27 protein-coding genes are annotated in these 25618 nt (G+C 43.1%); 16 read left to right on the top strand and 11 right to left on the bottom strand.

What is annotated here, in order from left to right; genetic code table 11:
- Positions 1-9 precede the first annotated feature (9 nt).
- Together hutH and MNR06_RS00460 are read right to left on the bottom strand one after the other, a co-directional pair.
- Entirely contained in the window at positions 10-1545 is a 1536-nt protein-coding gene (gene hutH / locus MNR06_RS00465; protein WP_243537864.1) for a histidine ammonia-lyase, read from the bottom strand.
- Positions 1546-1701: 156 nt separating this feature from the next.
- Positions 1702-2229, bottom strand: coding sequence for a hypothetical protein (locus tag MNR06_RS00460; protein ID WP_243537863.1), 528 nt, complete (start codon positions 2227-2229; stop codon positions 1702-1704).
- Positions 2230-2352: 123 nt separating this feature from the next.
- Between MNR06_RS00460 and MNR06_RS00455 the strand changes: the two genes are divergently transcribed.
- Complete coding sequence (locus tag MNR06_RS00455) at positions 2353-2874, top strand: NUDIX domain-containing protein (protein WP_243537862.1); 522 nt, start codon at positions 2353-2355, stop codon at positions 2872-2874.
- Here the strand turns inward: MNR06_RS00455 and rpe are convergent.
- The 4 genes from rpe to lptG are packed head-to-tail and all read right to left on the bottom strand — an operon-like array spanning position 2838 to position 6137.
- Positions 2838-3470, bottom strand: a complete 633-nt coding sequence (gene rpe / locus MNR06_RS00450; protein WP_243540797.1) for a ribulose-phosphate 3-epimerase — start codon at positions 3468-3470, stop codon at positions 2838-2840. The genes MNR06_RS00455 and rpe overlap by 37 nt on opposite strands.
- 1 nt (position 3471) lies before the next feature.
- Positions 3472-4419 carry a methionyl-tRNA formyltransferase gene (gene fmt / locus MNR06_RS00445; RefSeq protein ID WP_243537861.1) on the bottom strand — a complete coding sequence of 316 codons (948 nt, stop codon included), beginning with the start codon at positions 4417-4419 and terminating at the stop codon, positions 3472-3474.
- Positions 4416-5030 carry a peptide deformylase gene (gene def, locus MNR06_RS00440; RefSeq protein ID WP_243537860.1) on the bottom strand — a complete coding sequence of 205 codons (615 nt, stop codon included), beginning with the start codon at positions 5028-5030 and terminating at the stop codon, positions 4416-4418. The genes fmt and def overlap by 4 nt, the downstream gene beginning before the upstream one ends.
- 27 nt (positions 5031-5057) lie before the next feature.
- Complete coding sequence (lptG, locus tag MNR06_RS00435) at positions 5058-6137, bottom strand: LPS export ABC transporter permease LptG (protein WP_243537859.1); 1080 nt, start codon at positions 6135-6137, stop codon at positions 5058-5060.
- Here lptG and MNR06_RS00430 point away from each other — a divergent pair.
- Genes MNR06_RS00430 through MNR06_RS00410 form a run of 5 tightly spaced genes read left to right on the top strand, consistent with a single transcriptional unit; the run spans position 6136 to position 9997 of the window.
- Positions 6136-7272 carry a response regulator gene (locus MNR06_RS00430; RefSeq protein WP_243537858.1) on the top strand — a complete coding sequence of 379 codons (1137 nt, stop codon included), beginning with the start codon at positions 6136-6138 and terminating at the stop codon, positions 7270-7272. The genes lptG and MNR06_RS00430 overlap by 2 nt on opposite strands.
- Before the next feature lie 48 nt (positions 7273-7320).
- A complete protein-coding gene (nadC, locus tag MNR06_RS00425; protein WP_243537857.1) occupies positions 7321-8145 on the top strand; it encodes a carboxylating nicotinate-nucleotide diphosphorylase in 825 nt (274 codons plus the stop codon).
- Positions 8145-8894, top strand: coding sequence for a biotin--[acetyl-CoA-carboxylase] ligase (locus tag MNR06_RS00420; RefSeq protein WP_243537856.1), 750 nt, complete (start codon positions 8145-8147; stop codon positions 8892-8894). Before nadC ends, MNR06_RS00420 begins: the two co-directional genes overlap by 1 nt.
- Positions 8895-8904: 10 nt before the next feature.
- On the top strand, positions 8905-9453 hold the full coding sequence (locus MNR06_RS00415) for a thioredoxin family protein (protein WP_243537855.1): 549 nt from the start codon (positions 8905-8907) through the stop codon (positions 9451-9453).
- A 7-nt stretch (positions 9454-9460) separates the two neighbouring features.
- Positions 9461-9997 (top strand): GyrI-like domain-containing protein, encoded by a 537-nt coding sequence (locus tag MNR06_RS00410; RefSeq protein ID WP_243537854.1) that lies wholly within the window; start codon positions 9461-9463, stop codon positions 9995-9997.
- Positions 9998-10049: 52 nt separating this feature from the next.
- Here the strand turns inward: MNR06_RS00410 and MNR06_RS00405 are convergent, their stop codons facing one another.
- Positions 10050-10760, bottom strand: coding sequence for an SIMPL domain-containing protein (locus MNR06_RS00405; protein WP_243537853.1), 711 nt, complete (start codon positions 10758-10760; stop codon positions 10050-10052).
- 218 nt (positions 10761-10978) lie between these two features.
- On the opposite strand from MNR06_RS00405, the gene MNR06_RS00400 reads away from it, so the two are divergent.
- Positions 10979-11626 (top strand): OmpA family protein, encoded by a 648-nt coding sequence (locus MNR06_RS00400; protein ID WP_243537852.1) that lies wholly within the window; start codon positions 10979-10981, stop codon positions 11624-11626.
- A 65-nt stretch (positions 11627-11691) separates the two neighbouring features.
- Here MNR06_RS00400 and MNR06_RS00395 read toward each other — a convergent pair whose 3' ends face one another.
- On the bottom strand, positions 11692-12267 hold the full coding sequence (locus tag MNR06_RS00395) for an HD domain-containing protein (protein WP_243537851.1): 576 nt from the start codon (positions 12265-12267) through the stop codon (positions 11692-11694).
- 184 nt (positions 12268-12451) lie between these two features.
- On the opposite strand from MNR06_RS00395, the gene MNR06_RS00390 reads away from it, so the two are divergent.
- From MNR06_RS00390 to MNR06_RS00375, 4 genes are all read left to right on the top strand, one after another.
- Positions 12452-12949 carry a hypothetical protein gene (locus MNR06_RS00390; protein WP_243537850.1) on the top strand — a complete coding sequence of 166 codons (498 nt, stop codon included), beginning with the start codon at positions 12452-12454 and terminating at the stop codon, positions 12947-12949.
- An 80-nt stretch (positions 12950-13029) separates the two neighbouring features.
- Positions 13030-14652: a flavin monoamine oxidase family protein gene (locus MNR06_RS00385; protein WP_243537849.1), complete on the top strand. Its 1623-nt coding sequence runs from the start codon at positions 13030-13032 to the stop codon at positions 14650-14652.
- 53 nt (positions 14653-14705) lie between these two features.
- Entirely contained in the window at positions 14706-15188 is a 483-nt protein-coding gene (locus tag MNR06_RS00380) for a hypothetical protein (RefSeq protein WP_243537848.1), read from the top strand.
- Positions 15189-15319: 131 nt separating this feature from the next.
- Positions 15320-16012 (top strand): substrate-binding periplasmic protein, encoded by a 693-nt coding sequence (locus MNR06_RS00375; protein ID WP_243537847.1) that lies wholly within the window; start codon positions 15320-15322, stop codon positions 16010-16012.
- Here the strand turns inward: MNR06_RS00375 and MNR06_RS00370 are convergent.
- Positions 16009-16494, bottom strand: a complete 486-nt coding sequence (locus tag MNR06_RS00370) for a hypothetical protein (protein WP_243537846.1) — start codon at positions 16492-16494, stop codon at positions 16009-16011. The two genes, MNR06_RS00375 and MNR06_RS00370, sit on opposite strands and share 4 nt — an antisense overlap.
- A 181-nt stretch (positions 16495-16675) precedes the next feature.
- Here MNR06_RS00370 and MNR06_RS00365 point away from each other — a divergent pair, with 181 nt between their 5' ends.
- The 3 genes from MNR06_RS00365 (at position 16676) to MNR06_RS00355 (ending at position 20213) form a co-directional block, all read left to right on the top strand.
- Positions 16676-16960 carry a hypothetical protein gene (locus MNR06_RS00365; protein ID WP_243537845.1) on the top strand — a complete coding sequence of 95 codons (285 nt, stop codon included), beginning with the start codon at positions 16676-16678 and terminating at the stop codon, positions 16958-16960.
- Positions 16961-17113: 153 nt separating this feature from the next.
- Positions 17114-18619 (top strand): hypothetical protein, encoded by a 1506-nt coding sequence (locus MNR06_RS00360; protein ID WP_243537844.1) that lies wholly within the window; start codon positions 17114-17116, stop codon positions 18617-18619.
- Between the two features lie 121 nt (positions 18620-18740).
- Positions 18741-20213: a hypothetical protein gene (locus MNR06_RS00355; RefSeq protein ID WP_243537843.1), complete on the top strand. Its 1473-nt coding sequence runs from the start codon at positions 18741-18743 to the stop codon at positions 20211-20213.
- 43 nt (positions 20214-20256) lie between these two features.
- Here MNR06_RS00355 and MNR06_RS00350 read toward each other — a convergent pair whose 3' ends face one another.
- Entirely contained in the window at positions 20257-21075 is an 819-nt protein-coding gene (locus tag MNR06_RS00350; protein WP_243537842.1) for a S1 family peptidase, read from the bottom strand.
- A 226-nt stretch (positions 21076-21301) separates the two neighbouring features.
- Here MNR06_RS00350 and MNR06_RS00345 point away from each other — a divergent pair, with 226 nt between their 5' ends.
- Together MNR06_RS00345 and MNR06_RS00340 are read left to right on the top strand one after the other, a co-directional pair.
- Positions 21302-22837: a hypothetical protein gene (locus MNR06_RS00345; RefSeq protein ID WP_243537841.1), complete on the top strand. Its 1536-nt coding sequence runs from the start codon at positions 21302-21304 to the stop codon at positions 22835-22837.
- A 114-nt stretch (positions 22838-22951) separates the two neighbouring features.
- Entirely contained in the window at positions 22952-23233 is a 282-nt protein-coding gene (locus MNR06_RS00340; RefSeq protein ID WP_243537840.1) for a hypothetical protein, read from the top strand.
- A gap of 92 nt (positions 23234-23325) precedes the next feature.
- Here the strand turns inward: MNR06_RS00340 and MNR06_RS00335 are convergent, their stop codons facing one another.
- Complete coding sequence (locus tag MNR06_RS00335; protein WP_243537839.1) at positions 23326-25587, bottom strand: aconitate hydratase; 2262 nt, start codon at positions 25585-25587, stop codon at positions 23326-23328.
- Positions 25588-25618: the final 31 nt, after the last annotated feature.

Below are 25618 nucleotides of genomic sequence, written 5' to 3'. Positions count from 1 at the left end.
TTCCCTCTCTTACCACTCTAGGTCGCCGACAGTTTTTTTAATAACGTCAGTCAATTCATCTGAAAGCATCATGGCTTTAATAGCCTCAATATCTTTATTAAAGATTCTATCTTCTGCTGCATAAGGAACTTTAGTGCGAATGTGATCACGAACCGCCTTCACCGCCGCATTAGGTTTTAGCGGAGCCAGCATATCCAAAGCTTGAGTTGCCGACAGGAATTCCATCGCCACCACATTTTCAGCATTTTTTAAAATTGAATTAAACTTACGAGCCGCAATCGTTCCCATTGAAACGTGGTCTTCTTTTTCCGCTGACGTTGGGATAGAATCCACGCTGGCAGGATGAGCTAGAACTTTATTTTCACTCACCAAAGAAGCCGCTGCTACTTGCACAATCATGTGACCTGAATTCAAACCACCGTTTGGAGTTAGGAACGCAGGCAATTCACTCATCTGTGTTGAAATCATTTTAGAAATACGGCATTCGCTGATACTTGCTTGTGAAGACAAAGCAATCGCCGCAAAATCCATCGCGTGCGCGACCGGCATCCCGTGGAAGTTACCGCAAGAAAGAACCTTGTTATCATCAGCAAATACAAGCGGATTATCGGTTGAAGAATTCGCTTCCGTTTCTAATACTTTAACCACGTATCTTAGTGCATCTTTCGCTGCACCATGAACCGCTGGCATACAACGCAATGAATAAGCATCTTGCACGCGCGGATCATTCACCGCATGGCTGTCAGCGATTTCAGAAGTCACACCCATAAGCTTAATCAAGTTGCGCGCCGTTTTCGCTTCCCCTGGATGAGGACGAGTTGCCGAGATCAATGGATCAAATGGTTTTCTAGAACCACGCAAACCTTCAAGCGACATCGCACCAGCAAGGTCTGCAAGGAACAACAAACGACGAGCTTGCCATAAAGACAACAAACCAACAGCGGTCATAACTTGGCAGCCATTGATCATTGAAAGACCTTCTTTGGCTTTAAGTTCTAAAGCTTGAATGCCTTTCGTTTTTAACAAGTCTTGCACGTGAACGGGAGTTCCATTTGGCCCCCACGCTTCACCTTCACCAATAATCGTTAAAGCCAAGTGAGATAGCGGAGCCAAGTCACCAGAAGCACCCACCGAACCTTGCGAAGGAACAACCGGAATGATGTCGTTATTTAGAAATTCTAAAATCTTATCAACAACAACAGGACGAATACCGCTGTGACCTTTTGCCAAAGCATTAGCGCGCAAAACCATCATTGCTCTTGTTTCAGTTTTAGTGAACGGAGTACCGACACCCACTGAGTGAGAACGGATAAGATTTCTTTGCAGCTGCTCGATTTCAGAATCAGAGATACGAACAGAAGAAAACGCACCAAAGCCTGTGTTCACGCCATACATCACTTCGCCTTTAGAAATACGCCCTTCGATGTAGTCTCTGGATTTTTGCATATTCGCGCGGCCGATGGCTGATAGCTCAGCTTTAATGTGCGGTTTTGTCGCAATTTCGTATAGGTTTTCAAGAGTGATATTTTCACCAGTAATTTGCATGATCGATGCCTTCCTCGAAAGAGGGTTGCATCCTAGCGCAAAGGCTCTAAATTAGGTACTTTCTAGACATGGAGTGCGGCGCAGCATATAGTGCAAAGACATAAAAAAAGGGGCTCATAGCCCCTCTTCTTAAACTCATTAATTTAAATTTATAAATTATAAATCTAAAGGAAGTGATACAGACAAAACCGTCGCGCTGTTATCCAAAGTTGGATCCATTGTCGCGCCATCAGCATCGTCGAAAGTTTCTTTGATCATTTCTACGTTTAAAGAAACGAATGGAAGACCTGTGAAACCGATACCGATTTTAGTAGCTTTACCTTTTACTTTACCAGCCGTATCGAAGCTCACTTCGTTCATTAGACCATATCCCAACCAACCACGAACTAGGATTGGAAAGTCTACGCCCACTGTTGCGTAAAGAGATGTTCTTTTACCATCATCATCAGCACCGACATCTGGTTTTGAAGTCACTGTGCCAGTCGAACCATCAAGAGCGGCCCAGAACATAACAGGCGCCGTCCAACCGATACGTGCACCTAAGCCTGTACCACTTGTTTTACCATCTTGCGCACCAGACATAGTGCCCATTTCATACGATAAATACGGTTCAAGTAACAAACCCGCTTGGGATACACTTGTAAAGCCAAGTACCAAAGCAAATACCGCCATGACCTTTTTCATAAGAGTCTTCTCCTTTTGTAACCCAAAAAATTATGGATTCGTCTAAAATTTTGAAGAGACTCCTGATGCTGGTCAATAAACTACAATCAATCACATGACCTGAGCCTAGTCCGGAAGGAGCTTATGTTACGAACTTTCAAAGACGATAAAGAGTTTTACTCTTCTCTGCCTAAGAAAAGAATCGGCACCGGCGCATTGTTGTTTTATAGAAGATCATTACTTATTGTTCAGCCTACCTACAACCCGGGATGGATTCTTCCTGGCGGTACAGTTGAAGGCGAAGAATCCCCCCTTGAAGGTTTGCACCGAGAAGTGAAAGAGGAACTTTCCATTGAAATTGAACCGACTCATCTTTTATCAGTGGACTATATTTCTAATCGCGATGTGAAGGGTGAATACATCCAATTTCTTTTTGCCGCCAAAGAATTAACTGAAGAACAAGTACATAAAATAAAACTGCAAGCTTACGAACTCAGAGACTTTAATTTCGTCAGTTTAGAAAAAGCTGCAGAGCTTTTAACTGAACCCGTTGCCTTAAGAATGGCAAACAGTCTTGAATCCTTAGATCCCAAAAAAGGGGCTGTTTACTTAGAAAACGGAAAACCGATTTATGGTTTCTTCAAAGAGGCGATAGCCGAGCTATAATCCCGGCCAAAGACATAACTACCGGCTACGAAAACATCCGCCTCATGACAGCGCTTCGCAGTTTCTTCGTTGATGCCGCCATCCACTTCAATAAGACAATTCAATTTTTTATTTTGAATTTCAGAACGTAAGCGCGAGATTTTTTGGATTTGATCGTCCATAAAAGACTGACCACCAAAGCCAGGCTCTACCGTCATGACTAAAACCAAATCACAAAGTGGCAGCAAAGGAAGAACTTCATCCAAAGAAGTGCGCGGACGAAGAGTGATTCCAGGTTTTGCGCCCAGCTCGCGGATTTGTTTTAAAACCGCTGCAGGGTCTTTCGTCGCTTCAACGTGGATTGTTAAATAATCACTGCCCGCTTTGATAAATTCAGCAACGTATTTTTCAGGCTCTTCGATCATCAAGTGAACATCTAAAGGAATCGGTGAAACTTTTTTTAATGATTTAACAACTGGAATACCGATCGTGATGTTAGGAACAAATCGTCCGTCCATCACATCCACGTGAATCCAATCGGCCCCCGCTGCAGCCACAGCCTTGATTTCTTTTTCAAGATTTGCAAAGTCCGCTGACAAAATTGATGGGGCTACCATTTTAGACACCGAATTTATCTCCTATTTTTAAGGCCGTGCCTTTTAAAAAGTCTGCCACCAGCATGCGATTGCGGGATTCGGGCTGAACTTCTAAAAGTTTTAAAACTCCGTCACCAGTGGCAACACTAACAAAATCAGCACCCACTTCAAGCACTTGGCCCGGCTCTGAATTATTAGAAGCAGGCAAAGGCACGGCTTTATGAAGTTTTAATTTTTTACCTTGAAGAATTGTATACGTACCCGGCCCGTAAACAAAGCCTCGGATTTTTCCGTCAATATTTTTTGCCGAAAGATTCCAGTCAACTAAGGACTCGGTTTTATCGATTTTCTTAGCAATGGTCACTTGCGCTTCATCCTGCGGAACTGGCGCTAAATTCCCGCGCACATAGTCCATTAACTCCACACGCAATAAGTCAGCTCCTAATAAGGCCAACTCATCATGCAACTGCAGGGCGTGCATTTCTTGAGTGATCTTCACGCGGCGAATGCCAATGATGTCGCCGGCATCTAGTTTCTTTACCATTTTCTGCAAAGTCACGCCTGTCTCTTCATCACCGGCTTCAATCGCACGTTGAATCGGAGCAGCACCACGCCAGCGCGGTAAAATCGAACCATGCACGTTCACGCAACCAAAACGGAATGAATCCAAGAAAGCTTGCGTAAGAATTTGACCAAAAGCCACAACAACGCCAACTTCAGCGCCCCAGCTTTTGATTTCTTCGTTAGCAGCGTTATCATTTTTTAAGGATTCAGGAGAAATAACTTTGAGCCCATGATCTTGGGCTAAAACTTTAACAGGACTGGGTGTCAGTTGAAGTTTCCGGCCAGCGGGGCGATCAGGTTGGGTCACCACGCCGACAACTTCAAAATGTGCATCTTCTAAAAGAGCTTTTAAAGAGGTGACTGCAAATTCTGGAGTCCCTAGGAAACAAACTCGGACCTTACTCACACTTCGATCTTTTCTTCGTCAGCTGTTTTTGATCCGGCTTTGGCTTTTTCTTTTTCCTCTTTTACAGGATAACCGAATTTCTTGATCTGATTTTTGATCTTGTTGCCTTTGATAAAGCTTAAATGATCTACGAACAATGTGCCTTCAAGATGATCAAGTTCGTGCTGCATGCAGATCGCAAGTAAGCCATCAGTTTTCACGATAAATTCTTTACCGTTCAAATCAAAAGCTTTCATTTCTATATAGTTAAAACGTTGAACCGTTTCGTAGTAACCAGGAATAGACAAACAGCCTTCATCAAAAGTTGTTTTACCTTCGCCTTTAACGATTTCAGGATTGATTAAAATCAAAGGCTGCTTAACTGCGGCTTCAAGTTCAGTCATTTCTTCGTACTTGTAGCGGCGACCTTTTTCATCCTTAGGGCGAGTGTCGATAACGACCATACGAACAAGCTCGCCGACTTGAGGGGCTGCTAAACCGATGCCGTTCGCATCGTACATAGTTTCGATCATATCCTCTGAAAGCTTTTTGATTTCTGGTCCAAATGCCTCTACAGGCTTAGAAACTTCACGCAGTTTTGGGTCAGGGAAAGTGAGGATTTTCATGATCATAAGGGCCTCCGGGAGGGCCTCATTATATCAGCGTTTCAGCCTTTTGAGAAGGACCAAGGCCACCATCGTCATGAGAATATTAGGCGTCCAAGCGGCCACCACCGGAGGTACTGTCCCGTGCTGCCCTAAAGTGATCCCTGAGGAATAAAATACATAATAGGCAAAAACTAGGGCTAAACAGATCCCCACATTCAGCATCGTACCCCCAGAGCGAGCCTTACCCACACTAAAAGGGATACCTAATAAACACATTACAAGGCCTGCAAAAGCAAAGCTGATTTTAGCGTGATAGTCGACTTCATAGGCCACCGTATCTAAACCGGCTGCCTTATTTTTGTTAATGAAGTGATCCAGTTCCTTTTGCGACATCATATTGGCAGTGGCCCCGGCACTTTGTAAGTCCTTAGAGTCTTCGGCCATCACAATACTTTTTCGTTTAAACTGGCTAGTTAGCGGGAAGCTTGAATCTTTTGAAAAGATCGTAACCGCCCCCTCTTCTAAAACCCACTGGGCCCCTTCGATATTTACTTGGCGAGCCGTGATCATTTGGACCAAGTCCCATGCCTCATTAAAGAAGTACATGGTTAACCCTTGGGCTTTGTCCCCTTTTGCATTCAAGGTTTGAATATTAAAGATCGAGTTTTTCGAGCGGTACCAAATCTTATCCGTCTTGATCGTTGAAAAACGGTGCGGCTCTTTTTTCAGATCATAATACAGAATATAGTTCTTTTGTTTCGTCGCTTGCGGAAGCAAACGATCCGTCGCCATGTAACCGATTGCTGAAATTAATAGCACCCACAGCAGAATCGGAAAGCAAATACGGATTAAACTCATGCCCGCTGCGAATAACGCAACGAGTTCATTTGCTTTATTCAAACTAGATAAAGTCAAAATTGTGCCTAACAAACAGGCGACCGGAAGAAGTTTTGAAACAATCTCTGGGAATGAATAAAGGTAGTATTTGATTAAAGCTGACGGAGCAACACCAGGGTAAGTTACCATAGTAGACATCGCATCCACCGCAGTGAATACGGTCAAGAAAACGAGCAAGCCACCGATGAAGTAGCCCCAAAATAGCCAAGATGTATATCGATCGATGCGGTTCATGAAGTCTATTATCCTTGACTCAGTTGCAAATTCCTATTTTACTTTTAGTATGGCTTTACGCGTCTTACTTGCAGATGAGAGTTCCACAATCAAAAAAGTAATGCAACTTGCATTGTCTGACTTCGCTGTTGAAGTGAAGGCAGTTCCGGTGGGGCTTGATGTCCTGTCAGTGACCAAAACTTTTAAACCTGACATTGTATTTGCGGATGTGCTTTTAACGAAGCGCTCAGGTTATGAAGTTTGTGCGGATTTAAAAAATGACGCTGAAACAGCTCACATCCCGGTGGTGTTGATGTGGAGTGGTTTCATGGAAATCGATGAAACCAAAGCAAGTGAATGTAAAGCCGACCGTCGTTTAGAAAAACCTTTCGATGCCGACCACTTACGCTCGATTGTGAATGATTTAGTTCAAAAAACGACATCCAATCCTGTAAGTAATTTTTTAACTTTCCCAAGCATGCCCGACTTTGAAGAAGCTCCAGTTGATGAAGCTATTCACCAGGAAGCAAGTAACGAAATTTATGCTGTGCCAGAAGCCCAAGATGAAGCGTTTCTTGATATTCCTGAAATAAGTGATGCAGATGCCAATCCTTTAGAAGTTTCTGACGAAGAATTTTCGGCAGTGCCTTTGACCAATCCTAAAATGGCGGAAGAGCATGATGAAGGTGGTTGGGCTCATCAAGATTTAACTAAGTTTAAAATCAATCTTCCAGAAACTGAAACCGGTGACTTTGCATCGAAGTTTGTGATTCCTCAGGATGACGAACTTTCATCGGCTCACATTGAAATGGATGGCGATTTTGAAGAGATCAGCTTTGTTAAGCCAGGTGCCACTAAAACAGCTCCTAAACCAACAACTGAATCCTTTGTTTCTAAAGTAGAAAAGTCCGTTAAAGACCAAATGATGGAAACGCTACAAAAGGCGGCGCCAAAACGTGCTGAAGCTCCTCAGGCAGCAGCGCAGAATGCCCAATCCAAGGGTGACTTAAACAGCAATATGATGGAAAAGGTTATTCGTGAGGAAGCTCGCGAAGTGATTGAATCCATTTGCTGGAAAATCCTTCCAGAGATCGCTGAACGCATCGTGCGTGATGAGATCAATAAAATCCTCAAAGATACCGAGAAATCAATTTAAGCAGGTTTAAATTAATACGGACCTGCTTGTTAAAAGAGGTCTGCTGTTATGACATTGCTGGAGCTGATCCGCGCTGCCATCAAAGAAGACATGCCCCAAGGGGATGTTACCACTGAATCTTTAGCCCTTAAACCGCGCATTGGCAGAGCCAAATTAAAAGCCAAGGAAGACATCGTTTTATCGGGCGCTTCAGCTTTTGAACAATCCATGCAAGCCCTAGAACCCAATGTTCGTATCAAATGGCACTTCGAAGAAGGTGATGAGATTTTAAAAAATCAAATCATCTGCACTATCGAAGGCGACTTGGTTCAAGTTCTTAAAGCAGAACGTGTGGCCTTAAACTTTTTAGGTCACCTTTCAGGGATTGCGACCCACACTCGCCGTTTTGTTAAAAAAGTGGCTGGTACTAAAACTAAAATCTTAGATACCCGCAAAACGACCCCGGGCTTTCGCGAACTTGAAAAGCGCGCGGTTGTCCATGGCGGCGGCATGAATCACCGTATGAACTTAAGCGACGCTATCATGATTAAAGACAATCATATTTCTGTTATGGGCGGAATTAAGAATGCCGTGAATCGCGTGCGCGAACACAGCCAGCTTCATATCGAAGTTGAAGCTAGAACTTTAGAAGAAATCAAAGAAGCGGTTGATATGAAAGTTCACCGCATTCTTTTAGATAACATGGATAATGAAATGCTTAAAAAAGCCTTATCCATGATTCCTTCTGAAATCGAAACTGAGGCTAGCGGCAATATGAATCTAGAGCGCATTCAGTCAGTGGCTGAAATTGGTGTGAACTATATTTCTGTCGGCGCTTTAACTCACTCTGCTCCTTGCGCTGACGTCAGCCTTGTCTTTAACTGGGAGGACTAGTGGATACACCTTTAGCAGATATTCGTATTGGACAGGTGACTTCGCACTGGGCTGAAAACAATCACCTTTATGTTTCATATAAATCACAACAAGACAGCACAAATAATTTGGCGAAGGAAGAGGCTTTTGAAGAAAATCTTTTAGAAGAATCTTTATGCCTTTATCTTACCGATCATCAAACTTCGGGTCGCGGCCGCGGAAAAAACTCTTGGATTGATGCTCAACCCGGAAGCTGCTTATTAAGTTCATGGTCTTATCTTTTGGGTGTGAAACCTCAACCGACAACGTCTTGCCTGGTGGGACTTGCGGTTTACCGTGCTTGTGTTTCAACTTGGCCATTCTTAGAGTGGAACTTAAAAGCGCCGAATGACATTTATATTGGCGATAAAAAAGTCTGCGGTATTTTGTTAGAAAATGTCAGCCAGGCTGACGAAGTTCGTTTGATCATCGGGATTGGTTTTAATATTACTTCCTCCCCTGCTGAGGTTGAAACTGCGACAAGCATTTTAGAATCCTTGCCACCAGGGGCTCCACTTTTGGGTCAGGACTATACGGCATTCTTAGATCGTTTGTTATTTGAACTGACTGATGCCGTTTCCCACTGCGAAGAACAACTTACGACCAGTGATCAGTTGTCTTTGCTGACTGCTTTAAACCATCATCCTTTGTTAAAAGAAAAATACACTGGTATGGAGGCTGATGGCAGCTTACTGATTAACGATAGAAAAATCAGCTGGACAAGTCTGTAGGAGGTCCTTCGTGGCATTAACATTTACGCCTTTTGCAGAGTTAGGAAACGACTGCCCTGATTTTACCTTGCCTGCGGTGGATGGAAAAACTTATTCACTTAAAGATTTCCCGAAAGGAAACCCTTTAGTTGTGATGTTTATCTGTAACCACTGCCCTTATGTGCAAGCGATTGAAGATCGTTTGATTACTTTGGGAAATGACTTAAAAAAACAAAATGTTTCGGTCGTCGCTATTTGCTCTAACGATGCAAAATCGCATCCGGAAGATTCTTTTGAAAATCTAAAAGCTCGTGCGCAGGAAAAGAATTATTCTTTTGTGTACCTGCACGATGAAACTCAAGAAGTGGCTCACAAGTTTGGTGCCGTGTGCACGCCGGATTATTTTGTTTACGATAAAAACCACAAGCTTGCTTACCGGGGTCGCCTTGATGATTCATGGAAAGATGCTTCTAAAGTAACCAAGCGCGAACTTTACGACGCCGTTCAAGACTTATTAAAAGATAAAAAAGCAACTGATGAACAAGTAGCCTCAATGGGCTGCTCTATTAAATGGGTATAAATAATTTATGAGATACATCTTAGTTTTCGTAGCTGTCGCACTGGTTTCTTTTGGCTTGTTTCTTTCGAACTATCTAGGAGCTTTCAAAGGTGTGGATATCACAACCGCTAATCAAGGACCGTTCACGACAGTTTATCTAGAGCATGTGGGGCCTTATCACAAAGTAAATAAGGTGATCGAAAAAGTTGAAAAAGAAATGAAGGCTAAAAATACAGAGTGTGGCCGTACTTTCGGTGAATACTTAGATGATCCTCGTCAAGTGGAAGAAGCTCGCCTTCGTTCTAAAGTAGGCTGCATCGTTGCCAAAGTTCCAGAAGGACTTACAGAAGAATTCAAAACGGGTGAAATCCCTGGCCGCCAATATGTCGTTGCCACTTTCACTGGCAGCCCAGGCATCGGGCCTATGAAAGTGTACCCGCGTGTGAATGATTACTTGTTAAAACAAAATCTAAAACAAACGGGTTCTGTGGTGGAAATCTATGAGATCCATTCCATCACTGAAAAGAATGCGATGACCACCACTTACCTTTTCCCGGTTCAGTAGCGGCGGACGCCGGCAGTGTCGGAGCGCCGCCGGCGCGGAGACTGGAGCAGCTTTAGATCTCGTACTCCGATGTGACTTCAACCTTCACTTTGATTTGTCCAGCAGACATTTCTGTAGAGGTTGAAGCTGCATCATAAGAAGCCTTCATCATGCCTCTAAATGGTTGAATGGGTTGTACTGGCGCTGTGGAATGACTGATCTTAGAAACACCTTTGATCTTTACACCTGCGGCTTTGGCTATTTCCTGGGCTTTGGTTTTTGCGGCCTGCACGGCATCTGCTAAAGCCAAAGTCTCTGCCTCTTGTCTTTTATCTGAATCCCAAAAAATGTTGTTAATGTTCACGCCCGCATCTTTAGTGCCTTTATCAGCCACCAAACTATCGATAAAGTTCCCCGTGTCTTCGATTTTTCTTACCGTCACCGAAAGGGCTTGGCTGACTCTGAAACCGGTCATTTTGTTGGTGCGCGACTTATCATCCCAGACCATTTCTGGATTTAAACTGTAGTTTTCAGTTTGGATGTCTTCTTTTCTGATTTTAAAATCCTCAAAAGATTTTTTAATAAGCTTGAATTGCTGGGCCGCCATCTGTTGGGCTTGTTTGGCTGTAACAGCCTTACTCCACACTTCAACAGTCATAGTGACCATATTTGGATCCAGACTTTTTTCTGCAACCCCGTTCACAACAATAAATCGGTCTTCGGCTTGGGCTTGTCCTACAACTAGGAAACTGACAGTCAGCGCGGCGATTAGAAGCTTATTCATGCACATCCTCTTTCTTATAATCCTTTAAAAAAGCATAAAGATTAGCCAAGAATTAGGGAATTCATTTTGTGTCTTTTTTAATGGGTTTCTTTGGCATCCAATGGAGCTGCTAAAGCACAACCCCTTTTTTGGACCGCACTATGTACATGGACGCGCTGATTCTAATATTGCGCTTTCCCCTTTCTTCTTTTGAAATGGATCTTTAACAAGGAGACATCATGAAAAGACTTATTTTACTTGCAGCTGCAGTCAGCATTTTTGCTACGGGTTGCGCTTCTATGAAAGAAAACCCAAACACAGCTAAAGGTGCCGGCATCGGTGCAGGTCTTGGCGCTGCGGTGGGTGCGATCATCGGTCACCAAACTGGTAAACGTAACGAAGGCGCCCTTATCGGAGCAGCTATCGGTGGTTCACTAGGTGGAGTGGTTGGTAAGCGTATGGATAAACAAGCTAAAGAGCTTGAAAAAATCGCTGAAACAAAAAGAACAGAGCAAGGTCTTATCACGAAACTTAAAAGTGATATCCTCTTTGACACTGGTAAAGCAGAGTTAAAACCAGCGGCTAAATCAAACATCAATCAACTTGCTAGCATCATGAAAAAGTATCCAGAAAATATCCTAACTATCAAAGGATACACTGACGATACTGGTACTACAGTTGTGAACAACCCACTTTCAAAGCAACGTGCTGAAGCTGTTCGTGAGCAATTGATTGCTTCAGGAATGCCTGCAAACACAATGTCTTCAATCGGTATGGGTGCCGCGGATCCAGTTGATCCAGCAAAAACTAAAGAAGCTCGTTCTAAAAACCGTCGCGTTGAAATCGAAGTGACTGTTGACGAATCCAAAGTACCTAAAGAAGGCTAATGCCTTCTTAGATCTAGAAAATAGATTTTAAAACTAAAAAGCCCCGGCATTGCTGGGGCTTTTTTTTATAATAGGTTTTTTGCTATTTCTAGGAATCTGGCTTCGGTTACTTCTGGTGGCCACGGAATGATAGGGAAATCAAAAGGTTCATCCTTGCCGATGTTCCAGGATGCTAGGTCTTTAGTGATAAGATCGCGGACTTCTGTTGCTAACAAGCGGCGGTCGATTTGTTTTACTACTTTTGGCAGTGGGAATTCCAAACCGAACTTTTGCGCGATGGCCCAGTGAATGCGCGACTCAATAATTTCAAAATCAGGAAGAAGTGCTTTTACTGGAGATACCAAGTCACCAACATAGGCTTCAGTGGCATCATGGAACAGCATTTGTTTTGCGATGTCTTTGGTTGGCGACACTTCAGCGCCAAGGCACGAGTGCTGTCCAACGCTATAGAAAAATCGAGTGTGACCATTGAAGCGGGCCTGGCGCGCTAATGCGCACGCGATGTCTTCTAATCTTACGGCAGCAGGGTCTGGTTTTAGAATATTAAAACGGGATCCTGAAAGAGTGATGACCCATGAACGTTCAATCACTTCTGGCTTATTTAGTTTCTCTGTCAGCTCGGGAAATTCTAAATTATTCATGGAAGAAACGCTTACATGAGCGTCTGGTAACTTGCATTGGAAATCGACGTGAAACAAGGCGTTAGCGCGAATTTTCCTGGAACAACAATTTGTTTAAACACGCGTTCTTACGGGCAGGTAACTTGAGACTTGTGCTTCGTCAGAACAAAGTTTTCGCACACACAAAACAAAAAAGGAGATTTCCATGAAAAAACTAACAGCTCTTATTTTAGGCCTTCTGGTTTCAGCATCGGCTCACGCAATGGTTAATCAAAACTCTTCTTGGGAAGAAATCATGGCAGACCGCTATGTCCAAGTGAAGGCTCCGACAGTTTATATGGGTCGCGCGATTGATTACACTTTCGTTTGCCGCGATGGTGATAACTTGCGCACACAAAAACCCGTCGATATCACTGAAACTCGTTTCCACGGTGGTCGCGAAGGTGGTCGCACAGAAATCGTTGTTGTAGGCAGAGAGTATCTTTCAACTCCAATTGATTACGCTCACAAAGTTGAATCATGCCGCTCAAACAGCAACCATGACTTTGACTGCAAAACCCACACAGTTTATGGCTCATACCCAATGACAGTGACGATCCCAGTTGTTAAACGCATCTCTAACCGCAACGCTGAACGTGAAGAACTTTTATTCAGAAAATCTTACACGGTTCCTGACTGCGATGGTGGCGTTTACCCTCACTAAATTTCAATAAGTTCTCAATAAGGGGAGGCCCCTCAACCTCCCCTTGTTCTTTGCATCAGGCTTCTTTATTTAAAGGGCCTATGCAAAGACGTGATTTTATCAAAAGCAGCCTTTCTATTGCCGCCATCTCTTCACTGCCTACAAGAGGCATCGCTCAGGGTTCTTCCTGGGTTTCAAAAAAACTAACTGATGATTTGCCGATCGCAAAAGTAGACGCTGGCCAAAACAACAGCTTAGATTTTAATGGCGATAATATCGATCGTCCCCACGATATTCTTTGGAACATTGACGGCTATATCGAAAAACAAGGTGGCGAACCTTCAGTGACTGAAGAGTTTGAAGTGGCTGTTATAGGTGGCGGTATTTCTGGTCTTAGCGCTGCTTATTACTTAAGAAATAAAAAAATGGTTCTTTTAGAGCAAGACACTCGTTTGGGTGGAAACTCTAAGGGCGAGCTTTACAAAGACGCTTGTTATTCCATTGGTGCTGCTTACATCTGTGAACCTGCGCAAGAAGCTCCGCTAGCTGGCTTATTAAACGAACTAGGCATCGCTGATAAAGCTCGCAGAGAAACTAGTGAAGAAACTTCGGTGTTCTTTAAAAATGCGATCAAGTCCCCATTCTGGCAAGGCGCTACAGCGCCAGGCGCAGAGGCTGACTTTAAAAAACTTCATAAGCGCTTAGTTGAAATTTATAACGAAGCGGACTTTAGCTTTGAAGGTGATTTTGCCAAAGAATATGACCAACTGACGGTTGATGAATGGGTCGCAAAAGAATTCGGTGATCTTCACCCGCATTTGAAAGAATACATGCAGCTTTATGGTTGGAGTTCTTTCTGCGGTTCAACTGAAGAACTTTCTGCTTTCCAATACCTTGGTTTTTTAAGTGCTGAAACCGGCGCAATATTAGCGTTCCCAGGTGGCAACTCCTATATCGCTCACAAAATGGCGCAGCAAACTCGCAAAGAAGCCGGCGAAAATTCCCTGCGCACGGGCTGCATGGTTTTACGCGTGCAAACAGATAAGGATTCTGTGACGGTTCTTTATGTTGACGAGATGAACGTTCTGAAAAAGATCCGTGCGAAACACGCGATCATGGCCTGTCCTAAGTTTGTGGCTAGACGCCTACTTCCTGAAATGAGTGACGATCAATCCACAGCGGCTAAGTTCCTTCCGTACCGCGCTTACCTAGTTGGCAACGTTTTAACTAAAAAACCAATTCAAAGTCCTAGCTTTGAGCTTTATTGCTTACAAGGCAATGTGCCGCCAGCACCGACACCGATGAAACGTGGTGATCGTAATTTTTCTGACGTTTGTTTTGGCTCATGGGCTCAGCAAGATAAAACCGAGCATGGCGTATTAACTTTGTATCACGGCATTCCATACGATGGCGCCCGCCAGTTCCTGTTTAATCCAAACAGCCATGATAAATATAAAAACAAGTACCTCGCTGATGTCGGTCCAGTTTTAGCTTCTTTGAATTTAACTGCGCAAGATATCCACGGCATCCGTTTAACTCGTTGGGGTCATGCGGTTCCACTTTCTCAAAAAGGACTTATCAGCAGCGGTTCGGCGAAAAAAGCGGCAGCGCCGATTGGTCAACGCATTCACTTTGCTAACCAAGATAACTGGATGACTCCGTGCTTTGAGGCTGGATTGCAAGCAGCCATCGAGGCTTGTCAGGCCATCGCTGCGGTTAAATAGTCTCCCTCATAAAAGTCTATACAAATGGGTTCATAGATAGCTAAGATTTGTCTATGAACTCTAATGAATACGTCTTTTTAATGGACTGTGCGGACTTCGCTGAAGCTCAAGTTATAAAGTCTTTTCTTTTATCCCATGGTCTTCATCCACGAGTTCGTGATGAACAGACTCGCGGGGTTGCTCCGCACTTGGGACAGGTCTTAGGAAAATTAACTTTAGAAATACCTGAACATGAGTACATGGATGCTTCTTTAGCTTTAGAAAGTAAAGAACGACCGTCGCTTAAATTAGTTTCAACAACCCCGTTAGAAGAAACTCAAGCGATTGCAAAACGATCGCTTTTAAATGCAGTTCTAGGCTGTGTCCTAGTACCTATCTTGTGCAATCTGATGTCGATGTCTATGGGATACAGAGTTTTGAAGCAAGAAGTGCCTTTAAGCAAATACAGTCGCAACAAACTTCTGCTAGCTATCGTATTTAATTCCGTCGCCTTTTTCTTTTGGTTAACGATCGGACCAAAATTCATATTTAAATAAACCGCCCGTGTATTTTCTCAAGGCAGCTAGGACAAACTAAAATTTAGTTTAAGCTTGGCTGCATGGATCGATTTCTTTTTAGACTTCTGTTAGCCGTGCTCTTATCTGCGTTCGCTTTTAAAGCGCGGGCCATGACTGTTATTGGTTATGACTTTAATCCCTTCTATTACAACTCGGGTTCTGAAGGTATTCAAGGCGCTTGTTTTGATTTTTTAAGCACGATCTGCAAATCACAAAATGAAAATTGTAAGTTTAAAATCGCATCACAAAACCAAGTCGTTTCTATGGTTGTTAATGGCGAGGTGGATCTTATGTGTCCTGTTGCGAAGACTCCCTATCGCGAAACTGTTTTAGAATTCACTGAAAGTATTTTTGAAAGCAGATATTCCTTTTTCACCTTAGAAGAAAATCTATCTCGCTATCACGACTATAAAGATATAAAAGGCCAAACCGTAGGGGTCATGAATCGCTCTGCTTCCCACGAATCACTAATAAAGTTTCAAGATCGGACCCCTTTTAAAATAGTTGCTGAAGAAAAGGCCGATGCCGTTTTAAGAAAAGCCGATAGTAAAATTTATTCTTTGGTTTATATGAATCGTGATGTAGCGATGACGTGGATAAAAAAGAATCGCAGCACTTTAAAAGAAATTCCTACTATGGGCGAAGACATTTCTTACTTCATTGCTTTTTCTAAAAAACGCACCCATGCACTTAGAACGAAAAACTTTGCAGATGAAATAAGGAAGCTTAAAAGAACTAAATTTTTATCTGAATTAAGTGCGAAGTATCAACTGCAACCAGCAAATCACTTGCATATGAATTAGTAGTACTTTTCAAGAAAACGGAAGTACTGGTCTTTAAAGACATCCAATTCCATTTTGTTATTATCGTTATCGTAGAATTCTGGAATTTTTAAAATCAATTTATCGTTTTCTTTTTTGTATTCTAAAAATTTGGTGAAAAGAACCATCTTATCTTCACCCGTGGTTTCTGAAAAATAAGGCACAAAAAAGCTTTCGATTTCTGCTTTTTCAGGAAGAAAACCCTCGACCAAATTCATCTGATTCACGAAAGCTCTAGGACAATAGAAAAGTCTTAAGCGTTGGCATTTAATCTTTTTGATCCAATTATGAAAATTGCGAATGCCCAAAGAATTGATGGCTTGAAGATCTTTAAGCTCAATATGCAGATCAAAAGAAGGATTAACCTCAACCCCGTCTAACATAGACGAATATTCATTCAAGCTGCCCTTAAGCTGAATAGTTGTGCATTTGTCTTGTACACTGAATGCAAGTTGAAGTGCCATGGAGTTCCTCTAATTACTCGAGCTTATCGGTAAAAACCGACAAAGTGATTCAAGAAAAAAATCCTAGACCTTTTATTGCCTAAAAGTAATCAGAAAGCGATGTGGGTAAATATGTTTTTATTTGCTCCCTACGCAAAAAACCTCTAAGTCATCCGCACTTCAACACTCATAAAGGATAAATATGAAAACACTTATAGTGACGCTACTTCTTTCTTCTTCACTTTCGTTTGCTGCTCCGTTGAATAAGGCTGATTGCGAACTGATTCTTTCGATTCCGGAAACGACAGACCAATGGCGCCAAGCTGAATATGGAAAATGCCTTGAAGAAAGTTCTTCAATTGATGAACAGATGGTGTGCGCGACCAAGTGCGATCCAGAATTCTTTGGCTGGGATGAAGTAGAAGCTAACAAATGCTTTCATCAGTGCCTAGCCGTCGACCAAATGACCGATGCTGGCTGCCAATAAGTGCTTTGCAGGGCGATGGCTTCTATCGCCCTTTATTGTATCAAATTGATATTTTATTTAACCCCGAACCAATTTAGATCAATTACCCAAGAAACTTTCGTTTCCGAAGATAATCGTTAAGACCTTAGCCCACTAAACCGAAAACTAAGAATCATGTTTAAGCACTTGTTCTTTCTAAGTTTGGTCAGCGTTGGGTCTTTGATTTATTCAACAGCGACGCTAGCCTATGACCCCCACATGTTAAAGTGCGAAAGCCAATGCCCTGCAACTTTTTACTCTGACGAATATGATCAAGCGACTTGCATTAATGAATGCATCACTGTTGAGCGGGATATTTGGAATATTGATTATAAACCCGGCGCAAGTTTAAATAATGGCGCAAACTCTAACACTGCCGCAGGTTCCGAAAATAAAACGGGAGCTACGGGCTCAACTACGGGATCTACAACTAACTCCACACCTCGTTCGACGAACCCCAATGTAGCAGAAGATTTCGAAGTGCCCTGCAACGAAGACTTTTCAGCCGAAATCGCTTCGTGCGAGCGCGAGCTTGCAAGTGCGTCTGATGCTTGCGATGAAAATAGCTCAGCCTTGAGCAATGTTTCTAATCTTATTTCCCAAGCCACCGTCTATGTTGGACAGAAATCAGCTTCTAGCATTACAGAGAGCTGTTCCAAAATGGCCACCTTCGGTAAAGGCATTAGTGCCGGCCTCATGGGATATCGCTTGTACTGCAAAAATGCGATCAACTCTTGTTCAGCGGTTTGTTCAGCGAATTTAATACCGAAATGTCCTGCCAATGCAAAATCGAATATGCAGGTTATGGCGGCCCAAAAAAATTTGCGAAATTTAAAAAGCTCCTGCCAAACCTTTACCAGAAAAATGGATCAAGCCGCGGCAGCGGCTGAAAACTATGCTGCTATATCTTTAAATGCCCAGGACTGCGCCTCATTAACTTCCGCTGTCAGTAACGGCCCTACTGAGCTTTGTATAAAAAATCCAAACTATCCTGGCTGCGGTGGAGCTTCTGAAGAAAAAATGGATTGTGACAACCCGAAAATGTCAGGCACCAAGGTGTGTGTTTGTAAAAACAATCCTCAGGATGCGATGTGCATGAATTCAGCTTCGTCATTTAATCAAACGGCGAATGTTGAAATTGCTAATCGCAAAAAAAATGAAAAGTCTGATTTTAAAGATCTAAGTAAACAGGAAAAATTAGAACAGGCAGAAAGATTGCCGACGTCTGCTGATACCAGCATTGATGGTAAACAGGGACATCTTAATCTTGGCTCCCCTGCTCTTGCTGTGGCTGCTGGTACACGTATTAAAGGGAAAAAGTCTATCAGTGACCGTAGTGTCCTTGGCGGATTTTATGGTGGCGCAGGCAAAGCTGCAATTAAAAACGAAGCTGAACCTTTGGCGATCATCGAAAAAGAACCATCACGAGGACCAGCCTCAACTGACGACGAAGAAGAACAACTCAGTATTTCAGCTGAAGACTTAAAACGTTTTTTACCAGGCAATCCTATGGCTCCGCAAAGGGGAATCGCTGGAAGCTCAGACCGTGTGGGTGAAGACGGTATCACTGGGCCTCATAGCAATATTTGGGGTAAAGTGAAGAATCGCTACGAAGCGGTCAAGGGAACACTTCTGCCCTAATACAATCCATTTCTGTCTCAAATTAAATCAAAATTTTCCTGCACCTATTACACTTGTGTCAGATGATTAGAATAAACCACCTTTTGTTTCAGTAGTCGCGGTCACAGACCGAAAAAAAGGTATGGGGACGTTTCAGGTTGTGCTGCTTACATTCGTAAGTATCTTTGCTTCGTCATATACATTCGCGGGGACAGATGCCCACTGCGCCGTTAAATGCGTTCACCATCAAGAAGTAGATCGCGACGATGATTTGTACCAAGAGTGTTATTACCAATGCTTAGATGAACAGAAAGAAAAAACAGACGAAGCAGGCTTGTGGAGTCAAAAAAACAAGCCCAGCCAAGAAGAGAATAAAACCAATCAGGCGTCTGAAGGCAAACTCTCTGAAAGTAAAACAACTGAAAATGTAGCTGAAGAAAGCGCGTCTGCCGCTTTGCCTTGCGAAGAAAACTTTGATGCACAGATCGCCGCTTGTGAACAAGAAAGCCTTCGCGCTGGTGATGCGTGTGATGAAAATAGTTCTTCATTATCTAATGTTTCTAATCTTGTTTCCCAAGCTTCACTTTATATTGCAAATAAATCAGCTTCGAGCATCACTGAAAGCTGTTCGAAAATGGCCACTCTTTCTAAAGGCGTTAGTGCCGGGTTAATGGCTTATCGATTGTACTGTAAGAAAGGTATTGATAGTTGCAGTTCGACTTGTTCTCAGACCCTTATCCCCCGTTGCACTGCAAACAGGGTCAAAAGTGATTTGGCAGTGAGTGCTGCACGCAAAGTGATGAACCAAAACAAATCCCAATGCATGGCTTTCACTAGACGCATGGAAGAAGCTGCGGCGGCCGCGCAAAATTATGCTGGGATTACGATGAATGCAAAAGATTGTGCGTCGCTGACCGCTGGTGCCGGAAGCGCTCCTACTGAATTGTGCTTAACGAATCCAGATTATCCTGGCTGCCGCACGGAAGAAAAAATGGATTGCAGCAACCCAAAAATGGCGAATACTAAAGTTTGTGTTTGCAGCGGAAATCCTAATCACTCTATGTGCCGCAATTCAACGGACACTAAGGAATCAGCAAGTTTATCTTTAGACACTCGTCTGCAGAATAAAAAATCAACCGGTTTTGATTCTGCCCAGCAGGAAAAATTATCTCATGGCGAACGCCCTGAAGGGGACGAGGGTGAAAGTATTGACGGACGGCAAGGCAGCGACATCCATCTTCATTCGGCTTCCCACAGGTCTATACCTGAAAAACGTGGCAAGACTAAAAAGAACATTAGCGATCGCAGTGTTCTTGGTGGATTTTATGGAAGTGCGGGCGGCAAAAAGTTAGAAGGCAATGTGGCTAACCCTCTGCTGGTGTCAGAGAAAAAAGCTGTTAAGCCAACAAATGACGATGAGAAAGAAAGCGAAGAAAGAAACTTTGCTGCCAGTGACCTTGAAAAATTCTTGCCAGGTAACGCGATGGCGCCAGCAAGGGGTATCGCTGGCACCTCTGAACGCGTTGGAACCGATGGCGTCACGGGTCCCCATAGTGATATCTGGGGTAAGGTCAAAAACCGTTATGAGGCGGTAAAAGCTACGCTATTACCGTGATTGATCCAAGTAAGCTACGTCAAGCGTACTTGAGTTTCGCTTATTATTGTTTTTTTAAGTAAGGTGCTAAAAATTCGCTTAAATGATCTAGTCGTGTATACATATTAAAGAAATTACAATCTTTTCCACTGTCTACTACTCCGCCGCCTGCAGTGACAGTTCCAAATAGCTGATAACGTCCATCTTTGAAAATTAAAGCAGGGCCCCCAGAATCACCATAGCACGAAGAGTTTTCATCGGATGAAAGTGATGCGAATGCGTATTTAAGAACTTCATCTATTTGCGTCTCTAAAGATTTGAGATGGTCAGATTGGATCTTAGGAACTTCAGATGAGATTCCGTAGCCCGCTAGAACTATTTTAGTGCCCTTTTGTATCACAGAAAAATCATTAAGAATTGAAACTGGCTCATAGGGTGCTGGAACTTCTTTAGGTAAATTCAGAATAGCGATATCCTCACTCCAATTGTTTTTTGCTGGGACATATTTCGGATTAAAAACAACATTTTTTACCTTCAATGAGCGCGACGATAAGGGGTCTTTAGAAGAAACGTCAAAGACCACCAGCGTATCCACAGTATCGAAAGCAATAGAATCGTGATCATTATAGCAGTGGGCGGATGTTAAAACTACAGTGGGGGCAATTACAACACCAGAACAACCAGTCCTACTAACAAGACTTCCCTGATGATACTTTTTGATATCAACGTAAACCGTAAAGGTAGATATCGGTGAATCAGCGTAGATTTTTTTCCCACCGATAATTCCGACTGTTTCAGATTTCTCGAAATTTCTAAGGCTATTGAACTCAGAATCTGCACACCCAATCAAAAACAAAACAATCATTATTACAGCGCGAACCATATAAACCTCCACCGGGTAAGGCGATATACAATAACTTTTGTTTATAGGCCAAGATATTACTTGTTAGGAAAAAAATTCCTCGCAAAACCGTCAAGTTGAGGAAAATATTCATCTATTTATCTCGTTTTGAAACACACTAAATTTTCGTCAATTACAATCGTGTCAGACCTCAATCTACAAACTGAATTCTGTTTCAGCCGGGACCTTCTTAAACCGAAAAATAGGTATGAGCTATTTTAGGATCGTTTTGGTTACTTTCACATTTTTGATATCTCAATATTCTATTGCTGAAGTAGATGTTCAGAAAGCATGTGCCGAAGACTGCGAAATCGTTCTTTACTACGGAGCCAACGATAATACCTATCAAAGCTGCATTAATAGATGCGTCCAAAAAGCTAATGGTATACAGGGCATTATTGGTGATGGAACTGGTGGTAATGGCCCTGTTAATGGCTTAGGCGATAAAAAAAATGCAGATTGCAAAAAAGAAGATTTTGAAAAAGGAATTTGCAAATCAGCGAATGATCCTAATAATGAAGACACTGAGAATGAAGATGACAATAAAAACAAAAGCACAGGAGGCAACGATCAGAAAGCTGCCCCTTGCGAAGAAGACTTTTCTGCCGAAATCGCGGCTTGTGAACGAGACAGTCTAGCCGCAGGTGATGCCTGCGATGAAAATAGCACGACCTTAAGTAACGTTTCAAATCTTGTTTCCCAAGCTTCAAGGTATATCTCTTCAAAATCTGCATCTAGTGTTGCAGAGAGCTGCTCTAAAATGGCGAAACTTTCAAAAGGTGTCAGCGCAGGCTTGATTGCTTACCGGCTTTACTGCCAAAGAGCCATAGCAACTTGCAATACATCCTGTTCCCAAACTTTGTACCCTCGATGTCCAGATAACTCTGCTAAAAGCACTAATGCCATGAATGCCGCTCGCAGGGTCATGAATCAATATCGATCACAATGCGCTGGCTTTTCTGGAAAGATGGAAGATGCCGCTGCAGCCGCACAAAATTACGCGACCATTGAGATGAATGCCAAAGATTGCGCTTCATTAACTACCGGTGCCGGCGATGGCCCAACAGAACTATGCTTATCAAATCCTGATTATCCCGGCTGCGGGGCTGAAGAAAAAATGGATTGTAACAATCCTAAAATGGCTAATGATAAAGTTTGCGTATGTCGCGCCAATCCCATGCATTCCATGTGCAGAAATGCTTCAGATGCTCCTGGCCAGACCGCTGGAGTCGTATTGGACAGTCGTTTAAAGAATAAGAAAACAACCGGTGGCCTTGACTTGAGTGATCTAAATAAATTGCAGCAAGCTCCCCGTCCTGAAGGTGGACCTGGTGAAAGTATTGATGGCCGTCAAGGCAATCAAGTTTCTTTAAATGCCCGTCCACTTTCTGCGGCCCCTGACAAACGCAGCAAAGGTAAAAAGAATATCAGCGATCGAAGTGTGCTGGGCGGATTTTACGGTGGCAGTGGTTCAACTCAACAGGCGCAAGCAGGTCCGACTGAGGCCGCTACGGTAGAAAAGAAATCAGGGCGCGGTCCTGCTTCTGTCGACGAAGATGATTCTTCCAGCATAAGTACGAAAGACCTTGAAAGGTTTTTGCCGGGAAATTCATTGGCTCCTCAGCGCGGAATCGCTGGAAGCGGAAATCAGATTGGTGAAGACGGTATCACAGGGCCGCATAGTGATATCTGGGCAAAAGTAAAAAACCGCTACGAAGCTGTAAAAACCACGCTTCTTCCATAGAATCTCGATGAATTTCATTACAGTTCTTTGAGACTATAATCATGATGGTGTTTATAGTTGTCACCCACCCCTTAATTGCATATACCGCTCCTTTCGAAAAAAAAGGAGCATTCAATGATCAAATCTATTTTACTGGCATTCGCATTCTTAGCGACAACAACTGTAACAAGTTCTGCATTTGCAGCACTTAGCTGCCAAGAAGACTGCGGAATTATCATTTACATGGGTGGCACTGAGGAAGAATATCAAGCCTGCTTCAATAAGTGTGAAACTAAAAGAATCGACACTAAAATGGCTTGTTACCACACTTGTGAACCAGCTTTAGATAAATACAACGATGAATCCGTTTTTGAACGTTGTTATGACAAGTGTTTGACTCAAAAATCTAAAAAATAATTTCGCACGAACATATGAAATAAAAAAAGCGGAGTCTCCTCCGCTTTTTTTATTTCATAATTTTCTCATCAGCTTTTCAGCTAAAGATCAGACTACAAACCACGAATCAAGTTTAGTGCACTACCCGCGCGGAACCATTTCAACTGTTCAGCGTTGTAGGTGTGTTTCAACTCGATTTTTTCAGAAGTACCGTCCTGATGTTTGATCACCATAGTTACGTTCTTACCTGGAGCTAGATCTTTTAGATCAACTAAGCTCACAAGGTCTTGTTCTTGGATTTTGTCGTAATCTTTTGGATTAGCGAACGTCAAAGCCAACACACCTTGTTTTTTCAAGTTTGTTTCATGGATACGCGCAAAAGACTTCGTGATTACAGCTGTACCGCCCAAGAATCTTGGCGACATCGCTGCGTGTTCACGAGAAGAACCTTCACCGTAGTTTTCATCACCGATGATAACCCAGCCACGCCCTTGTTTTTGATAGTTACGGGCGATTTGTGCGAACTCAATACCAGTTTCACTAGTTAAGTGATTTTTACCTTTACCGATTTCACCAGTAAACGCGTTATCTGCACCCAACAACATGTTGTTAGAAATGTTGTCCAAGTGACCACGGTAGTTCAACCATTTACCACCCGGAGAGATATGATCCGTTGTACATTTGCCTTTTGCTTTCGCAAGAACCAAATTATCAACGTAGTCTTTACCGTCCCATTTAGTAAATGGAGAAAGAAGCTGCAAACGATCTGAAGTCGGGCTTACCGCTACTTGAGCAGTCGCACCTGCTGGTTTTTGGTAACCTTCTGTATCAGGGATAAATCCTTTAGCAGGAAGTTCCGGAGCTACAGGAGCTTGAAGTTTGATTTTACCTTTTGGTCCTTCAAGTTCGTCAGTCGCAGGGTTGAAATCCAAACGACCTGCAAGGCCCAACGCCATAACCATTTCTGGTGAACCGATGAACGCCAAAGTTTCTGGGTTCGCGTCGTTACGTGCGCGGAAGTTACGGTTGAAAGAAGTCACGATCGTGTTCTTTTCACCCGTCTTAACGTCGTCACGTCTCCATTGACCGATGCAAGGTCCGCAAGCGTTCGCTAGAACAGTTGCGCCTACTTCGTTGAATGTCGCCATTTGGCCGTCACGTTCAATCGTTTTTTGGATTTGCGTAGAACCTGGAGAAACCAAGAAAGGTTGGTTCATTTTCACGCCGATATCCATCGCTTGTTTTGCTACGAAAGCTGCTCTGCCGATATCTTCGTAAGAAGAGTTTGTGCAAGAACCGATAAGGGCTGAAGAAATTTTCAAAGTGTAGCCTTTTTCTGCAGCTTCTTTTTTAAGAGCAGAAATGGGACGAGCGATGTCTGGAGAGTGTGGTCCCACTAAGTGTGGCTCAAGCGCCGACAAGTCGATTTCGTAAACTTCATCAAAGTATTTACCTGGGTTTGCAACAACGTCAGCATCTGCAGAAAGAAGATCTTTGTGAGCGTCAGAAACTTTTGAAAGTTCATCGCGGCCTGTAGATTTCAAGTAAGCAGCCATACGGTCGTCGTACGGGAACACCGAGCAAGTCGCACCAAGTTCAGCACCCATGTTTGTGATGGTTGCTTTACCAGTACAAGAAATTGAAGCAGTACCTTCACCGAAGTACTCAACGATTTTATCTGTTCCACCTTTTACAGTCAGCATTCCGCAAAGTTTTAAGATCACGTCTTTAGCAGAAGCCCAACCAGAAAGTTTACCTTTCAAGTGAACACCGATTAGTTTTGGATTTTTAACTTCCCAAGGAAGACCAACCATTACGTCAGAAGCGTCAGAACCACCAACACCCACTGCGCACATACCAAGACCACCCGCATTTGGCGTGTGAGAGTCAGTACCGATCATCAAACCACCTGGGAAAGCGTAGTTTTCAAGGATTACTTGGTGAATGATACCAGCGCCTGGTCTCCAGAAACCGATATTGTAACGAGAAGCGGTCGTCGCCAAGAATTCAAAAACTTCTTTGTTCGACATATTTGAAGCGTTCATATCCGCTTCTTTACCTTTGTAAGCTTGGATCAAATGATCGCAGTGAACTGTTGAAGGAACAGCTGCTTCATCTTTTCCGGCAAGCATGAATTGCAACAAAGCCATTTGTGCAGTCGCATCTTGCATCGCTACGCGGTCAGGTCTTAGAAGAAGGAAACTTTCACCACGCACCAATTCTTGGTTTTGTGGATCGTCTAAGTGACCGAACAAAATTTTCTCTGCAAGTGTCAAAGGACGGTTCAAGCGGTTGCGAACGACAGCCAATCTTTCAGCTGTTTTCTTGTAAACGTTCTGTACCATTTCTGGCGACGTTTCGATTTTAGAAGCCATTGTAATTGCCTTTCTTTGATGAACGCCTCAT

The organism is Bdellovibrio reynosensis (assembly GCF_022814725.1).
Classification (GTDB): Bacteria; Bdellovibrionota; Bdellovibrionia; order Bdellovibrionales; family Bdellovibrionaceae; genus Bdellovibrio; species Bdellovibrio reynosensis.
The sequence above is the reverse complement of the archived record's forward strand: the minus strand, read 5'-3'. Positions and strand labels throughout refer to the sequence as shown.

Coding starts and splice junctions, on each gene's coding strand:
- MNR06_RS00455 (WP_243537862.1), top strand. CDS start 2,353: ATGTTACGAACTTTCAAAGACGATAAAGAGTTTTACTCTTCTCTGCCT.
- MNR06_RS00385 (WP_243537849.1), top strand. CDS start 13,030: ATGCAAAGACGTGATTTTATCAAAAGCAGCCTTTCTATTGCCGCCATC.
- MNR06_RS00410 (WP_243537854.1), top strand. CDS start 9,461: ATGAGATACATCTTAGTTTTCGTAGCTGTCGCACTGGTTTCTTTTGGC.
- MNR06_RS00395 (WP_243537851.1), bottom strand. CDS start 12,267: ATGAATAATTTAGAATTTCCCGAGCTGACAGAGAAACTAAATAAGCCA.
- MNR06_RS00405 (WP_243537853.1), bottom strand. CDS start 10,760: ATGAATAAGCTTCTAATCGCCGCGCTGACTGTCAGTTTCCTAGTTGTA.
- MNR06_RS00370 (WP_243537846.1), bottom strand. CDS start 16,494: ATGGCACTTCAACTTGCATTCAGTGTACAAGACAAATGCACAACTATT.
- MNR06_RS00360 (WP_243537844.1), top strand. CDS start 17,114: ATGTTTAAGCACTTGTTCTTTCTAAGTTTGGTCAGCGTTGGGTCTTTG.
- MNR06_RS00375 (WP_243537847.1), top strand. CDS start 15,320: ATGACTGTTATTGGTTATGACTTTAATCCCTTCTATTACAACTCGGGT.
- rpe (WP_243540797.1), bottom strand. CDS start 3,470: ATGGTAGCCCCATCAATTTTGTCAGCGGACTTTGCAAATCTTGAAAAA.
- hutH (WP_243537864.1), bottom strand. CDS start 1,545: ATGCAAATTACTGGTGAAAATATCACTCTTGAAAACCTATACGAAATT.
- MNR06_RS00390 (WP_243537850.1), top strand. CDS start 12,452: ATGAAAAAACTAACAGCTCTTATTTTAGGCCTTCTGGTTTCAGCATCG.
- MNR06_RS00380 (WP_243537848.1), top strand. CDS start 14,706: ATGAACTCTAATGAATACGTCTTTTTAATGGACTGTGCGGACTTCGCT.
- MNR06_RS00430 (WP_243537858.1), top strand. CDS start 6,136: ATGAAGTCTATTATCCTTGACTCAGTTGCAAATTCCTATTTTACTTTT.
- MNR06_RS00365 (WP_243537845.1), top strand. CDS start 16,676: ATGAAAACACTTATAGTGACGCTACTTCTTTCTTCTTCACTTTCGTTT.
- MNR06_RS00400 (WP_243537852.1), top strand. CDS start 10,979: ATGAAAAGACTTATTTTACTTGCAGCTGCAGTCAGCATTTTTGCTACG.
- MNR06_RS00340 (WP_243537840.1), top strand. CDS start 22,952: ATGATCAAATCTATTTTACTGGCATTCGCATTCTTAGCGACAACAACT.
- MNR06_RS00355 (WP_243537843.1), top strand. CDS start 18,741: ATGGGGACGTTTCAGGTTGTGCTGCTTACATTCGTAAGTATCTTTGCT.
- MNR06_RS00350 (WP_243537842.1), bottom strand. CDS start 21,075: ATGGTTCGCGCTGTAATAATGATTGTTTTGTTTTTGATTGGGTGTGCA.
- def (WP_243537860.1), bottom strand. CDS start 5,030: ATGATCATGAAAATCCTCACTTTCCCTGACCCAAAACTGCGTGAAGTT.
- MNR06_RS00345 (WP_243537841.1), top strand. CDS start 21,302: ATGAGCTATTTTAGGATCGTTTTGGTTACTTTCACATTTTTGATATCT.
- MNR06_RS00460 (WP_243537863.1), bottom strand. CDS start 2,229: ATGAAAAAGGTCATGGCGGTATTTGCTTTGGTACTTGGCTTTACAAGT.
- nadC (WP_243537857.1), top strand. CDS start 7,321: ATGACATTGCTGGAGCTGATCCGCGCTGCCATCAAAGAAGACATGCCC.
- lptG (WP_243537859.1), bottom strand. CDS start 6,137: ATGAACCGCATCGATCGATATACATCTTGGCTATTTTGGGGCTACTTC.
- MNR06_RS00335 (WP_243537839.1), bottom strand. CDS start 25,587: ATGGCTTCTAAAATCGAAACGTCGCCAGAAATGGTACAGAACGTTTAC.